The sequence below is a fragment of the Bacteroidia bacterium genome, assembly GCA_023228875.1.
Taxonomy (GTDB): domain Bacteria; phylum Bacteroidota; class Bacteroidia; order NS11-12g; family UBA955; genus JALOAG01.
The window spans coordinates 143,527-157,943 of the sequence record JALOAG010000001.1 but is presented as its reverse complement, the minus strand read 5'-3'; the positions used below and the strand labels follow the sequence as shown (position 1 = coordinate 157,943).

At 37.2% G+C, this 14,417-nt stretch carries 11 protein-coding genes; 8 read left to right on the top strand and 3 right to left on the bottom strand.

Annotation, left to right across the window (positions count from 1 at the left end):
* Nucleotides 1-50: 50 nt before the first annotated feature.
* Genes M0R38_00705 through M0R38_00695 form a run of 3 tightly spaced genes read right to left on the bottom strand, consistent with a single transcriptional unit; the run spans nucleotide 51 to nucleotide 2,943 of the window.
* Nucleotides 51-1,082 carry an o-succinylbenzoate synthase gene (locus M0R38_00705; protein ID MCK9480267.1) on the bottom strand — a complete coding sequence of 344 codons (1,032 nt, stop codon included), beginning with the start codon at nucleotides 1,080-1,082 and terminating at the stop codon, nucleotides 51-53.
* Nucleotides 1,073-1,996 (bottom strand): 1,4-dihydroxy-2-naphthoate octaprenyltransferase, encoded by a 924-nt coding sequence (gene menA / locus M0R38_00700; GenBank protein MCK9480266.1) that lies wholly within the window; start codon nucleotides 1,994-1,996, stop codon nucleotides 1,073-1,075. The genes M0R38_00705 and menA overlap by 10 nt, the downstream gene beginning before the upstream one ends.
* Nucleotides 1,993-2,943, bottom strand: coding sequence for a hypothetical protein (locus tag M0R38_00695; GenBank protein MCK9480265.1), 951 nt, complete (start codon nucleotides 2,941-2,943; stop codon nucleotides 1,993-1,995). The genes menA and M0R38_00695 overlap by 4 nt, the downstream gene beginning before the upstream one ends.
* A 205-nt stretch (nucleotides 2,944-3,148) precedes the next feature.
* Between M0R38_00695 and M0R38_00690 the strand changes: the two genes are divergently transcribed.
* The 8 genes from M0R38_00690 (at nucleotide 3,149) to M0R38_00655 (ending at nucleotide 14,417) form a co-directional block, all read left to right on the top strand.
* On the top strand, nucleotides 3,149-4,930 hold the full coding sequence (locus M0R38_00690; GenBank protein ID MCK9480264.1) for a sulfatase-like hydrolase/transferase: 1,782 nt from the start codon (nucleotides 3,149-3,151) through the stop codon (nucleotides 4,928-4,930).
* A 222-nt stretch (nucleotides 4,931-5,152) separates the two neighbouring features.
* Complete coding sequence (locus M0R38_00685) at nucleotides 5,153-6,694, top strand: Re/Si-specific NAD(P)(+) transhydrogenase subunit alpha (GenBank protein ID MCK9480263.1); 1,542 nt, start codon at nucleotides 5,153-5,155, stop codon at nucleotides 6,692-6,694.
* A gap of 11 nt (nucleotides 6,695-6,705) precedes the next feature.
* Complete coding sequence (pntB, locus tag M0R38_00680; protein ID MCK9480262.1) at nucleotides 6,706-8,085, top strand: Re/Si-specific NAD(P)(+) transhydrogenase subunit beta; 1,380 nt, start codon at nucleotides 6,706-6,708, stop codon at nucleotides 8,083-8,085.
* A 52-nt stretch (nucleotides 8,086-8,137) separates the two neighbouring features.
* Complete coding sequence (locus M0R38_00675; GenBank protein MCK9480261.1) at nucleotides 8,138-9,724, top strand: hypothetical protein; 1,587 nt, start codon at nucleotides 8,138-8,140, stop codon at nucleotides 9,722-9,724.
* 36 nt (nucleotides 9,725-9,760) lie between these two features.
* Nucleotides 9,761-10,744 carry a hypothetical protein gene (locus M0R38_00670; GenBank protein ID MCK9480260.1) on the top strand — a complete coding sequence of 328 codons (984 nt, stop codon included), beginning with the start codon at nucleotides 9,761-9,763 and terminating at the stop codon, nucleotides 10,742-10,744.
* Between the two features lie 59 nt (nucleotides 10,745-10,803).
* On the top strand, nucleotides 10,804-12,438 hold the full coding sequence (locus M0R38_00665) for a S8 family peptidase (GenBank protein MCK9480259.1): 1,635 nt from the start codon (nucleotides 10,804-10,806) through the stop codon (nucleotides 12,436-12,438).
* A gap of 64 nt (nucleotides 12,439-12,502) precedes the next feature.
* A complete protein-coding gene (locus M0R38_00660; GenBank protein ID MCK9480258.1) occupies nucleotides 12,503-13,783 on the top strand; it encodes a replication-associated recombination protein A in 1,281 nt (426 codons plus the stop codon).
* Nucleotides 13,784-13,892: 109 nt separating this feature from the next.
* Nucleotides 13,893-14,417: a DUF4878 domain-containing protein gene (locus tag M0R38_00655; GenBank protein ID MCK9480257.1), complete on the top strand. Its 525-nt coding sequence runs from the start codon at nucleotides 13,893-13,895 to the stop codon at nucleotides 14,415-14,417.

Genomic DNA, 14,417 nt, shown 5'->3' with positions numbered 1-14,417 from the left:
TAATAAGGGTGTGCGAAGATAACATTCTTTGTGTGTTTATGTATTACAAATTATTTGCCGTTTTCCCTCCATAACTCCCCTAATTTAATTTGAGTATTGGGAGTAAAATTTGTGGTATATAGCTGACCGGTTCCTAGCCCTTGATGCAATTTTGTTTCCTTAGTTGAGACCCATTGAGCAATTACATTTAATCCAATATTGCTTTCTAAAGCAGACGTTGCCCACCAGCCCACATTGTATTTCTTTGCAATGCTTATCCATTTATCAGACGCAGCAAGTCCACCCACAAGAGAGGGTTTGAGCACAATCCATTGCGGACGAACTTGTTTCAGCAATGCCTCTGCTTGTCTGTCAATATTTAACCCTATCAGCTCTTCGTCCAAGGCAATGTCTATAGGAGATTTTGCACAGAGTTCTTCCATCTCTCCCCATTGATTTCGCGCTATTGGTTGTTCTATACTGTGAATCTCGAAGCGTTTTAAATCTTTGAGCATCAACAACGCATCTGTAGCAGGGAACGCTCCATTAGCATCTAATCTGATTTGCAAGTGCGAACTGTCAGCAGTTTTTCTCACTTGCTCAATCATCCGACATTCAAGTTCAAAATCAAGTGCCCCTATTTTAAATTTTAGGCAATTGAATCCTGCTTGCAACTTTAGTTGAGCTTCTGCTTGCATTTCCTCAATGTCATTCATCCACACCAATCCATTTATTTTGATGCCTGCTAAGCCATGACTAAAGGGAGTATCAAACAATATTTGTTTGCCTCCGGTTTGCAGGTCTAACAAGGCGGACTCTAATGCAAAACTGAATGCCGGATACTGCTCTAATATCTCAGGGTCAATGTTTTCGCCACAATTTAACTTGAAAACAAGCTCCTCAATTATAGAGTCAAAATCTATTGTATCTTCCGGGCTAAGTTTGTGTATAATGCCACATTCTCCTTGACCTTTAATATCAGGTTGCAATACATCAAACACTTTGATAATCCATAGTTTGCGGTCATTAAGCGCGCCTCTGCTTGTGGTTGCAGGTCTTTTGTATATAAGGGTGTGTTTTTCTAATTCAAATTTCAGAACCATGATAACAAAGGCAATACCAACACAGAAATTGAGAAATATTTAAGTTCACGCATGTAATAAAAAAAAGGTGTTTGTCTATTTGCAAGCGCAATTTTCATTATTCTGAATGTAAAAATCAACAAGGCAATAATTGATACAAACAGCTTGACTCCTAAGTCTTTATCTGTTAAAGAGATAAATACCACAAAACTGATTAACATGGCAATTACTAAAGTGTAGAAATACATTTTTGCTTTAACATAACCCAGCAATACCGGTATTGTAGTTTTACCTGAACTTTTATCTTTTTCAATATCGCGAATATTGTTAATAGTAAGCACAGCGGTAGAAGCAAAGCCCATGCAACAAGAAGCTGCTACACATGCCGGAAAAACGTGATTGGGTTGGACAACAAAAGAATCGGTAGCATGCAAATAAACGCACCCCAACACTGCCACCGGACCAAAAAAAATAAATACAAACAAATCCCCAAGAGCTTTGTATCCATAGGCATTCTTGCCAATTGTATAGGTAATGGAAGCTAAAATAGCAAGCAATCCAACTCCGAGCATAAAAATAAATCCCTTAGATAAATCTCCATCAAAAGCTACCCACAACAATTTCAATCCTGACAATAAGGATAAACCTGAAATTAAAACAAGCGAAACAATCATCTTTGATTCCGAGATTCTACCTGAAGACATTGCCCTATCTTTACGTTTAGCATAAATGTCAGTGCCTTTTTTAAAATCACCGTAATCATTTGCAAAATTTGATAACACTTGCAACAAAATAGCTGTAATTAAAATCCAACCGGTAATTTCAAATCGGTAGAATGACGGATAGAACAATCTAACGCAAATATCTCCCATTGCAACTACGGCAGCAGCTAATGGCAAAGTGCGCAATCGTGCAGCACCTATATATGCTTTCACAAGAACCTCCTGTTTACCAAATACAAAAATTCTGAAACTAATTTTTCACTCTTTTCCCAATGATACGTTGGCGCAATCTCTTTACCTAAGTATTCCAAAGAGTCTTGTAAATTCCCAATTTCTTCAATTTTTTGTAAAACACTGCGATACACATCGGGTTTGCATGCAAACAGTTCATCTATATATTGATGTTTCTGGCTAATTGAAACAGTATTATAAAAATTCGTAATAGGTGCACTTTGCAATTTATGTGAAATATCGTTTGCCAGTGTTTTACGAGCTGTAATGTCTGCCAAAAGTTGTGTTAATAATGGCCTGAGATTCGTATTACCGGAAGGTTTTTCTGCTAATGAGACTTTGTTTGCTTCTGTTGCGGGAGTAGATAATACCGGAGCACTTTCTTCAATAATATTAACCTTTTCTTCTTCTATTTCCTCTTCTTTAATATCTTCTTTTGTTCCTACTACGGTTTCCTCTTCTATTGCATCTTCTAAGGGTATTTCAACTTCTTCTTGGGTTGGAATAATTACCTTCTCTTCAACCTTGGGTTCCTCTGTAAACAGATTTTTAGCTACCGGGGTTTCGATTGGCTTTTCAATTGAAATAGGTTCCGGTTTTTTCTCTTCTGCTTTTGGTTGTTCTGTAACTATCTTAGTGATATCAGCAGGTTTTTCTTCAATAGGATTTTCTTTAACAGTTTCGTCTCTCTCGGTTCTGAAAAAACCAGTCGGTTGGTTTTTTTTCAAGAAATATCCATCTTTCACAACCTCTTTTCCTTTAACTGCTTGACTAAACTCTTGTGTAAGGTCATATAAATCAAATACACGTTGTTTTATCAAATCAATATAAAATTGTCTTCTGGCAGTATTGTGTTCAATATCATGCGTTAAACTAGAAATTTCTTGGGCTATTTTCTTGATTTTTTTGCTGAGTACCTCTATATTCATAGGTAGCAAAGTTAAGAAAACAATATCTAGAAATATGAAAGTTAGAAACAAGAAATTACTTATTGTTTAATTCATTAGATAGTAACATTCTATACTTGTCAGACATAGTCTTTTTTCTACATTTGCAACGGATTGACAAACGGAGCCATTGCTAAACAAATTTACATTAAACAAGTTTTTCGCTTTATTTTTAAACCGCTGGACATTGCTGTCGTTGATCTTAACAGCAATCAGTTTAGGGATGTATGTTTACAAACCTTCTATTCATCCTTTTTCCTTTACAATTTTCTTGTTAAGTGCACTGTGGTCTTTGTGTTTTTGGAATGTAGCCGGAGCCATTACCGAAATGTTGCCAAAGATTCCTTCCTTGATCATCCGTGCTTTGATGGTAATATTTTTACCCATACTTTTTACAGTAGGAATCCAAGTATATTTAGAGTTTAAAGTCTTTTTGGATGACAACCTCATTGCGTTTGTGATGGATGACCCGGAATATTTTGTCAATGTGTTTGAAGTATTTTTCAGCAAACCAAGTGTCATGATTACATATCTCATACTGTCTGTATTGATGTTTTGGTATTTTGCACGCAACGCTGTTTATAAACAACAAGGTTATTTTAGGGTAATCGCCCTTTTCCTATTAGTAGCTATTGGTCAAAATCAATTTGGAAAATATGGCGACACTCTATTTTCAACTATTGACACACGGTATTTATTTACAACAAAAAAATACCTGAGAGAAAAGAATCAAAGAATTACACGAAAATACCTGAAACCTTCTGATATAAGGATAAATCCTCACAAGGGGAGTGTTTCAGCATATAATATTGTTATCATTCTACAAGAATCCATGAGTGCAGAACCTTTGTCTATTTATGGATATGAAAACGACTACACTCCCTTTCTGCAATCATGGTTTACACTCGAAAAATCACAATTTGTGGTTTTTCAAGATGCTATGTCCATTTCTGGTTGTACCAACATCAGCGTGCCTTCACTTTTTACCGGTGTGGGACCCGAAGAACCTTATGAAAAATTGATGCAAGTTCCCTTTATGTGGGACTACACAAAAGCCAATGCATATTCTACCGCCCTGATCTCATCTCAACGCTATACTTGGGACAATTTTCGCTATTTTGTTAAAAATAAAAATCTGGATTTACTCTTTACTTCAGAAGACACAGACTTGAGCACTGTTAACGACTTAGGTGTGGACGACATTGCCATGACGTTGAAAGCCAAACAAAAAATTGAGGAGATGCCTAAAGACAAACCGGTTTTTGTGATATACAATACCAATGCATTGCATAAACCTTTTCAAGAATCTTCTCCTCTTATTGAAATCCCAAAGCACATCAAGGAAAGATATGGCAAAGCAATGTATATCATTGATAAAAGCATAGAAAACATTTACAAAGCCTTTGAAAGTCGGGGAGAATTAGATAGAACAATTTTTATTTTTACTGCTGACCATGGTGAATATTCCATCAAACGTGAATCCAGATTAGGTTCATTTCTCAAAGAGGCATTACATATACCGTTGTTCATAAGAATACCAACACAATGGATAGATGAAAATCCTGAGCAATATCATCAGATGCTACACAACAGAGACAAAAGAATTACCAATCTTGACATAATGCCTACATTAGTTGATTTTCTTGATGCTCAAGAAGCAAACTCCGCAGTCTATGAACAATACAAAGGCACATCGCTATTCAAACCCATAGACAACCACAGAACCTTAGTTTTTTTAAGTACAAACGAAGTTAGGATCTGGTCCAATGAAGGTATGGGTATCTATCAAGACTCCTTCAGTTATATCATTGACAATATACACCATGCGCAGCTTTACAACCTGAACCAAGACCCAAATCAATACAAGAATATTATTCAACAATTTCCTCCAAGCTATTACAACCGCTTTCATGCAATCATCCGCAAAAATAAAGAGCTGAATCGGATATATGAAAATTATGGAAAATAGAATGGGCGAACGATTCTTAAAATAATCTTCAAAAAACATCACCTTACATTAGTCAGATTATAACCCTCGATAATCCATAGTAGCGGCTTTGTAATCGTGATTCGCAACAATTCATTAGTATGAACAAATCTGACAAAATTTAATCGCTTATATTTGCGCACGCAAAATAAGATGTATTGAGTTATTTTGTTGATTATTAATAAGATATAAATACCTAAAAGAATGAGAGTAGGAATCCCAAAGGAATTAAATCCTAACGAATCGAGAGTGGCAGCCACACCCAAGACCGTAAAAAGGTTGATAAAACAAGGGTTTGAGGTTTACATTGAAAAAGGAGCAGGATTAAAATCAAATTTTACAGACAAAGAATTTGAAGAATCCGGAGCGCATCTGTCTGCAACAGCAAACGAAATATATAGCAATAGCGATATAGTGCTGAAAGTATTAGAACCCAGTCCAGAAGAAGTAAATCAAATGAAGGAAGGATTAGTGCTTCTTAGTTACTTATGGCCCGCAACCAATCAAGACTTGTTGAAATTACTTGCAGAGAAAAAAGTCAATGCCGTTGCAATGGACGCAATTCCAAGAATATCCCGTGCACAGAAAATGGACGTCCTTTCGTCTATGGCAAACATTGCAGGATATAGGGCTGTAATAGAAGGGGCTTATCATTTTGGACGTTTTTTAAATGGTCAAATTACAGCAGCGGGCAAAGTTGATCCTGCCAAAGTATTGGTCATTGGAGCAGGTGTAGCAGGCTTAGCTGCCATTGGTGCGGCTAATTCTCTTGGTGCGATTGTGAGAGCATTCGACACTCGCAAAGAAGTGGCTGAACAAATAGAATCCATGGGTGCTCAATTTCTCACTGTGGACATAAATGAAGATGGTGCAACTTCATCAGGTTATTCAAAGGAAATGAGCAAAGAGTTTATTGAAGCCGAAATGAAATTGTTCTTGGAACAAGCTTCAGACGTTGATATCATCATTACAACTGCACAAATACCCGGGAGAGAAGCTCCCAAATTAATTTTAGACTATCATGTAGCAGCCATGAAACCGGGTTCTGTCATTGTGGACCTTGCTGCATCGACCGGAGGCAATTGTGCTTTAACCCAAAATGGTCAAATATTTACAACAGGCAATGGCGTAACTATCATTGGCAAACTCGACCAATTACCGGCTCAAGCTTCACAACTCTATGGAAACAATCTGTGTCATCTTCTTGATGATATGGGTAAGGCAGCTAACTTTAAAATTGACTTCCAAGATGCCATTGTTTCAAGAGCTATGGTAACACACGATGGCAAAATCAATTGGCCCCCTGAGCCTTTGCCTGTGAGTCCACAAAAACCCAAACCTGTTGTAAAAGAACTTTCAGCAGAAGAAATAAGAGTACAAGAAGCAAATAAAGTAAAGAAAAAAACAAGTAATATGTTGATTCAGCTTGGTGTAGTAGGTGCGCTTTTATTTTTGGTTGGTCAATTTGCAGAACCTCAATTTATGCAGCATTTCACGGTATTTGTGTTGGCTGTGTTTGTAGGTTGGAACTTGATTTGGAATGTAACCCACGCACTACACACACCTTTGATGGCTATTACCAACGCTATCAGTGGAATTATTGTGATTGGGGGGTTATTGCAAGTAACAGATGATTTTTCTGCCCCTGTTACAATCATTGCATTCTTGGCTATATTGGTTGCAAGCATCAATATAGTGGGCGGTTTTTTTGTTACACATCGTATGTTAAAAATGTTTAAAAAGTAAAAAGAGAGATTATGTTAGAAAATTTCGCAAATATTCAAACCGCAGCTTACTTATTCGCAAGCATTCTGTTCATTTTAAGCCTTGGGGGATTATCTTCACAAGAGTCTGCAAAAAGGGGTGTTTTATTTGGAATCGTAGGGATGATAATAGCCGTATTAGCTACGGTATTAGACACGCATGTAAATGGGCATGTTTATATAGTCATTGCAGTAGCCATTGCTTCCATCATTGGAGTGATGATGGCTCGTAAAGTAGAAATGACCGCAATGCCTCAACTGGTTGCTATCTTACATAGTTTCGTAGGTCTTGCAGCAGTATTAGTAGGTTTTGGTTCATATCACGAAGGAGCAGATACGGTGCATCTGATTGAAGTGTTTGTAGGGGTGTTTATAGGTGCCATCACATTTACCGGTTCTATCATTGCATGGGGAAAATTAGACGGAAAAATCCGCAGCAAACCATTGCTATATACAGGAAGACATACAGTCAATATTATACTGGTGTTAATATCGGTGGTTTTGGGAGTTTTGTTTGTACAAGCCCCGGGTACTGAGGGACTACTTTATTTGTTAATGATGACTGCAATCGCATGTTTTGTGGGTATCATGTTGGTGATGGCAATTGGCGGTGCAGATATGCCTGTTGTTGTTTCAATGCTCAATTCTTATTCAGGGTGGGCAGCCGCAGCTGCAGGTTTTATGCTCAGCAATGATTTATTAATTGTAACCGGTGCATTGGTAGGTAGTTCCGGTGCTATTCTTTCTATCATTATGTGTGAGGCAATGAATCGCTCTTTCTTGTCTGTTATTTTTGGTGGATTTGGTGAAACACCAATTCAAGGTTCTGCACAAGAAATAGAGGGTGAAGTAACAGCAATAACTCATGAAGAAACAGCCGAACTACTCCAAGAGGCAAAATCCGTTGTGATTGTTCCCGGTTATGGAATGGCGGTTGCAAAAGCACAATACCCTATCCGCGAAATGATAGATATACTCAGAAAGGAAGGCAAGGAAGTTCGTTTTGCCATACACCCCGTAGCCGGTCGTTTGCCGGGACACATGAATGTTTTACTTGCAGAGGCAAGCGTACCTTATGATATTGTGTTAGAAATGGATGAAATCAACGAAGATTTGCCTGAAACTGATGTAGTCATGGTAATTGGTGCAAATGATGTGGTAAACCCGGGTGCGCAAGACGACCCTTCAAGCCCAATTTATGGAATGCCTGTGATTGAAGCGTGGAAAGCAGAAAAAGTGATAGTGATGAAACGCTCTATGTCTGTGGGCTACGCTGGTGTTGAAAATCCTTTGTTCTATAAAAACAATACCGATATGCTTTATGGCGATGCGAAAGATAGCGTTGAGAAGATATTGGGATTTTTAAGAAAATAATAGTTTGTTACGCTTATTGGCGCGCAAACAATACCAAACATAATCCGCTTCTATGAACAAAACCCTTAACTCACATTTTGGCTTTAAATATGGGTTACCAAGAGTTTCATGGTCATTGACTGCACTGCTGTTGTATGCTACTATTTTCATCATTTATACTTTTCCTCTTGTACAAGATTTTGCTCATTCATTTATCAGCCCGCCTAAAGATGGCGATTCACCGGCATTTGTCTGGAATGTCTATAATTTTTGCGAATCAGTAAAGAAAGGTGAACCTTGGTTTTATACCCACAGACAATTATATCCATTGGGTGGAAACACCATCATGAATTCTAATATTACAATCATCTCTTTGCTGAACCTTGCAGTTGACAACCCTATACTTTCAATCAATATTGCACTCTTGCTAAGTTTTGCGTTATCGGGGTTGGGAGCGTTCTTTCTTGCATTTAGGTTTACAGAATCCTTTTGGGGTAGCCTCTTAGCCGGATTTATTTTTGCTTTTGCTCCCTACAAAGTTTCTCACCTTGTTTCTCACTATAATCTGATGTTGACGGCTGTCATTCCCTTTTTTGTATTGAATTTCAATAAAGCGTTTGAGTTTAAAAGCGGCAAATTTCTACCGGTTAAATTTCATACTAAATGGATAGTTGTGTGCTTCCTATTAGGGTTTATTGGATTGCTTAGCGATTACTATACTACATTTTTTATGTTGTATTATGTCGGCATTGTTTGGGCATATAATACATGGATAGCAGGTAAAACATTCAAAATGACTTGGAAACCGATGCTCAAATTGCTGGTTGTATTTGTGCTCATTCATATTGTATTACAACAAGCAAAATTATTTTTAGATGACAATGGCGCGTTTTGGCTTGGTGGAAATGTGATTGATTTTTTTGTACCCTCTCACAACAGCTTGTGGTTTGGTGGTCAATGGTTACAGAATTTTAAGGATAGTTTTCATCCTGAAAAAGACAGTGTGGAATATGAAATGTTTTTGGGTTGGACTTTTATTTTGGTTTTGTTCTATGTTTGGTACAAAACCGGCAAACAAGAGTTTCAGTTCTCTATGAGTGTGTTTACTGCATTGGCTTTCATAGCGATTTGCATTCCTGCAGTTCGGGTTTTTAATATTTTCCTCTTTAATATGCCTACTTCAGCATTGCACTTTATTCCTTTCTTTAATCACATTCATGTTCCAACAAGATTTGTGTTAATGGCTTGTCTTTTCTTGCCTATTATTCTTGTGAATTACTTTAAGACAATGCCCAAAGCAGACTATCTTTATGCCATCCTCCTGTCAATTCTGTTTATAGAATACTACCCAAAAACCTATTCAACTTTATCTGAAAAGGATGTACCTGCATGGGTTTATGAAGTGAAAAATTCTGATGCAGAGCTTGTAATTCCTGTTCCAACCGGCTTGCGCGATGGTATCAAAGGGTTTGGATATTTTAACAGCAACCAGTTGTTTTATCAAACGATACATGGAAAAACGATTGTAGGAGGATATTTGAGCCGGCTACCCGAAAGTACATTTCAATACTACAAAGACTCATTGGGTTTAGATGCAAATGGCTATCCGACAGAAGAAACATACAAACGTTTCCCTAACGCCTACTTTATACAAGAATAAGGCTAATTTCGCCACTACTTTTATCACGCTTACAAGATGTTACAAGTTCAATATTTCAATCCATTTATAAATGCACTCTTTGACGAAAAAGTATGTTTTTTAACCGGTGAAGAATTAGACGACAACCCTGATTTTATTACTGTATTCCCCTCATGGGTAATGGATAGATTTGAGTTGCGCAGTCGAACCTTCAAGATGATGGACAATCATACTACCATCCGCTATGAGGACATGAAATTGCCTTGTACTAAGGAGGTCAAATCTGTTTTTAACAGTTTAGAAAAAGAAATAAAAGCAGCTTTTGAGGGTGGTTATGAAGCAGTGTGCAAACTCGAATCAGAAAAGATTTTCTGGTGGTCGGCAAAGATTGTATATGGTACACTCTACACTGATTTAGTAGCTGAAAAGAAGAAACAAGATGCTACCAATAAAAATCTGGAACTTTCGCCCACACTAAGAGAACGATTGAGTTTCTTCCATTTGACCCTACAAACCATTCTTCACCCTTTGAAATATAAAGACAGACAACCATGGAGTATTTCAATAGTGCAACTTAAATACACAAAAGACCTGTTTAATTACCATGATGACACGATTAACTTACTGTTTTCCTTAGGCATGAAAGGCTTTGGCATTATTGTTTGTTTGCAAGATAACGGGCTGATCAAAAATCACTATGCAGACATATTAGGACAAATAGGTCAGACTGTTATGCACCCAATACAGTTTGAAGAGTTATACAGCAGATTTCTATATTCAAATTTCTTGCTTAAAAACAAACCCAAGTTCAAATTTGAGACCAATGGTTCCGGATATGTTCTTGAGGCTCTGCCAACAGGTGAAGCCGAATTTGGCAAACGGGATGACAATACATTTGCAGCTGTGTTGGGCGAATATTGGAAACCTTGGGGGATTGAAGCAAAAGACATTGTTAAATTTCCTGAAGGAACAAAAAGTTTTCTTGAAACTGAAAAGGATTACCAATATATAGATCCATTATCAATAGACCTGCCTTTTTAATTCCGATAGAAAATTCATTTCATGAGAATTTTATTAAACACCATATCTTTGTGTTGACCATGAAAAACCTCTCTCTTGGAATCATATTATTTTTCTCTTTCCTTGCAAGTCAAGCACAGCAAGTTTCATTTAACAAACCGGTAGAGAGCTCTTCAATAATTATTCAATTTGATACAGAAGAAGGGTTAGAAAAATTACGATCGTTAAAATATGGGTGGATTAGTGGTTTTGAGGTAGTTTATCAACCTTATCACATATACAAAGCAAATATACAAGGCGATATAAACAAACACCTTACTCAAATTTTATCCTTACCCTTTGTAGCCGGTGCACAGCCCAATCGACCATTAGAAAGGCGTGCGCTCACTCCTGATGATTCTCTGTATGAAAACCAGTGGAATATGAAGAGAATTCTGATGGATTCAGTGTGGGGAATAACAAGCGGAGGTCCTACAACACTAGGGGACACTGTGGTGATTGCCATTATTGATGCGGGTTTTGACACCACTCATCCTGATTTTGGAAACAATCTATGGATAAACAAAGATGAAAAACCAGGTAGTTTGGTTGATAATGACAGCAACGGATATGCAGGCGACTACTTAGGATGGAACACCTATGCAGACAAAGGCACTATCATAGATTCAATTGAGTTTGCCACACATGGAATGAGTGTAACAGGTGTCATAGGCGCAGTGGGCAATAATGAAATTGGAATTGCAGGCATCAGTTGGAAAAACAAATTTTTAGCAATCATTGGAGGAGGAGATGAAGCAAATGCTATCAAATCTTACGGATATGTTTTGACACAGAAAAAACGGTACTTAGAAACCAATGGGCAACATGGCGCTTATATAGTATCTGTAAATTCATCATGGGGTAAATCAGGGATGTTTGCCTTAGACGCACCAATTTGGTGCGCACTGTATGACAGCATGGGTAAATACGGAATTTTGAATGCCACATCAGTGAGTAACAGTAAAACCAACCTTGATAATGCAGGTGATTTGCCTACATTATGCCCGAGCGATTACACCATCACTGTGACCAATACCAATAGTTTGGAAGATTTACACGGTGGTTTTGGTAAATTAAATGTGGATTTAGGGGCACCCGGCAGCTCTATATTGACTACGGGATCATATATAGAACAAAAATACAAATACTCTACCGGCACTTCTCTTGCCGCACCTCATGTTGCTGCTGTTATAGGCATACTTTATTCGGCTGCTTGCGATTCATTCATTGAATATGCACACCAATATCCCGACTCTGCTGCACTTTGGGTCAAATATTTTATCATGAACAGTGTAGATACTTTTGCTCAACTCAGTGGAAATACCGTAAGCGGTGGCAGGCTCAATGCATACAAAGCACTGTTATTGCTTAATGATTGGTGTGACGGGACACTTAATCATGTCAACGATTCGGTTGACTCCATCCCTTTGCTTCAGTTTTCTATCTTCCCAAACCCGGGTCAAAACTCGTTTGTAATCAAGGGAGAAATAGACAGGATTGGAACAATTCAAGTGGTAGATTTTGCAGGCAAAACAGTTATCATTCAAAAACTGAATAGCAATTCACAGTCTAATGAGTTAACAATTCAAACAAATTTTGTCCAAGGAATCTATATAGTGCGGATTTTAGATAAGAATAACAAGATAATTCTAAAACAACTTTGGTCTAAAATGTAGGCATAGACTAAGGTAAAAAATACAATTCCCTTCTCACTCAATAAATTATCTTTGTCCTTTCACTATGGCAACAATAACTCCATTGGCAGAAAGGTTGAGACCTAAAAATCTGCAAGAATATATCGGACAAAGTCACATTATCGGGAAAGGTGCGGTTTTGAGAAATGCAATAGAACAAAAGAATATTCCATCTATGATCTTGTGGGGACCTCCTGGTGTAGGCAAAACCACATTGGCTTTTATTATTTCAAGAGAATTACAAAGACCTTTTTTTAGTCTGAGTGCAATAAATTCAGGAGTAAAAGACATTAGAGAAGTAATAGAAAAAGCAGAAGCATTAAAGAAAGGGCAGCAAGAACAACCTGTTCTATTTATTGATGAAATACACAGATTCTCAAAATCTCAGCAAGATTCTTTACTTGCAGCAGTTGAACGAGGTCTTGTTACTTTAATTGGTGCCACAACCGAAAATCCATCTTTTGAAGTGATATCAGCATTGTTATCACGTTGCCAAGTTTATGTGTTACAACATTTAGAAAAATCAGAACTTTTAGAGATATTAAATAGAGCTATTCAGACAGATGAAACTTTAAAAACAATTCAAATTACCATAACAGAACATGAAGCATTATTAAGACTTTCCGGTGGGGATGCACGCAAATTGCTGAATGTGTTAGAATTAGTTGTAAATGCCGCAGAAAAAGATTCAGTTGATATAACCAATGACTTTGTGCTGAAGCAAGTGCAACAAAACATGGCATTATACGACAAAACAGGTGAACAACATTATGATATCATTTCGGCATTCATAAAATCCATGCGCGGAAGTGACCCAAACGCTGCGGTTTATTGGTTGGCACGAATGATAGAAGGCGGAGAAGATCCTTTATTTATTGCAAGAAGAATGGTAATTCTTGCTTCTGAGGATATTGGAAATGCTAATCCCAATGCTTTACTAATGGCAAACAATTGTTTTCAAGCAGTAAACACAATCGGATTTCCTGAAAGTAGAATCATTTTGTCTCAAACTGCAATTTATCTTGCCTCATCTGCAAAGAGCAATGCTTCATATATAGCTATCGACAAAGCGATTGCTACTGTAAAGAAAACAGGCAGCCTATCGGTTCCATTGCATCTGCGCAACGCCCCAACAAAACTGATGAAAGAACTTGATTACGGCAAGGATTATCAATATGCACACAATCATCAGGGCAATTTTGTAAATTTAGAATTTTTACCTTCTGAAATTAGTGGAACAACGTTCTATGACCCCGGAAAAAATCCTATAGAAGAGAAAATACGCGAAAAACTCAAGGGAAATTGGGGCGACAAATACGGGTACTGAGCATCTATTGTTTTTAGAATAATAAAAAGTGTGCTTTCTAAAAAACACCTTTGCAGATTAAATAAATACATTACGTTTGTAACTTCATTAAAACCTTATCAATATGAATATGAAAACAATCAGAGATTTAAGTTTGATTATTTTAACATCAGGATTATTATTTTCATGTTCAAAACAGTCAAAACCTGAAGATGTAGCCATTGCATTTCAGACAGCAATTTTGAAATTAGATTTTCAAAAAGCCGGAGAACTTGGAACCGACAAAACCAAAGAGTATATGAAAACCATGCAAGGCTTTGCCACGATGATGGGAGACGCAAAATTTAAAGAAGAAAAAGAAAAAGCCGAAAAAACAAAAATTGAAGTTGTAGATTGTCAATGTGTTGAAATTGATGCCAACAAGCAAAAATGCACAGTTACAATTAAAAACGAAGAAAAAACAGACGAATCCAGTCCGGTAATATTGAGCAAAGTAGATGGAAAGTGGCTGGTTGATATGAGCAAAGAAGATGCAGGACTTAATTCAAAAGAAAATTCATCAGGTGAAACGCAAGAACCCGGTATTGAAGAAGAAGACAACTCCAATATGATTGAAGATTTGAATGATTCCGCTGACATTAGCACCGAAGAATAA

Coding starts and splice junctions, on each gene's coding strand:
- M0R38_00705 (MCK9480267.1), bottom strand. CDS start 1,082: ATGGTTCTGAAATTTGAATTAGAAAAACACACCCTTATATACAAAAGA.
- M0R38_00695 (MCK9480265.1), bottom strand. CDS start 2,943: ATGAATATAGAGGTACTCAGCAAAAAAATCAAGAAAATAGCCCAAGAA.
- M0R38_00685 (MCK9480263.1), top strand. CDS start 5,153: ATGAGAGTAGGAATCCCAAAGGAATTAAATCCTAACGAATCGAGAGTG.
- pntB (MCK9480262.1), top strand. CDS start 6,706: ATGTTAGAAAATTTCGCAAATATTCAAACCGCAGCTTACTTATTCGCA.
- M0R38_00675 (MCK9480261.1), top strand. CDS start 8,138: ATGAACAAAACCCTTAACTCACATTTTGGCTTTAAATATGGGTTACCA.
- M0R38_00670 (MCK9480260.1), top strand. CDS start 9,761: ATGTTACAAGTTCAATATTTCAATCCATTTATAAATGCACTCTTTGAC.
- M0R38_00665 (MCK9480259.1), top strand. CDS start 10,804: ATGAAAAACCTCTCTCTTGGAATCATATTATTTTTCTCTTTCCTTGCA.
- M0R38_00660 (MCK9480258.1), top strand. CDS start 12,503: ATGGCAACAATAACTCCATTGGCAGAAAGGTTGAGACCTAAAAATCTG.
- M0R38_00655 (MCK9480257.1), top strand. CDS start 13,893: ATGAAAACAATCAGAGATTTAAGTTTGATTATTTTAACATCAGGATTA.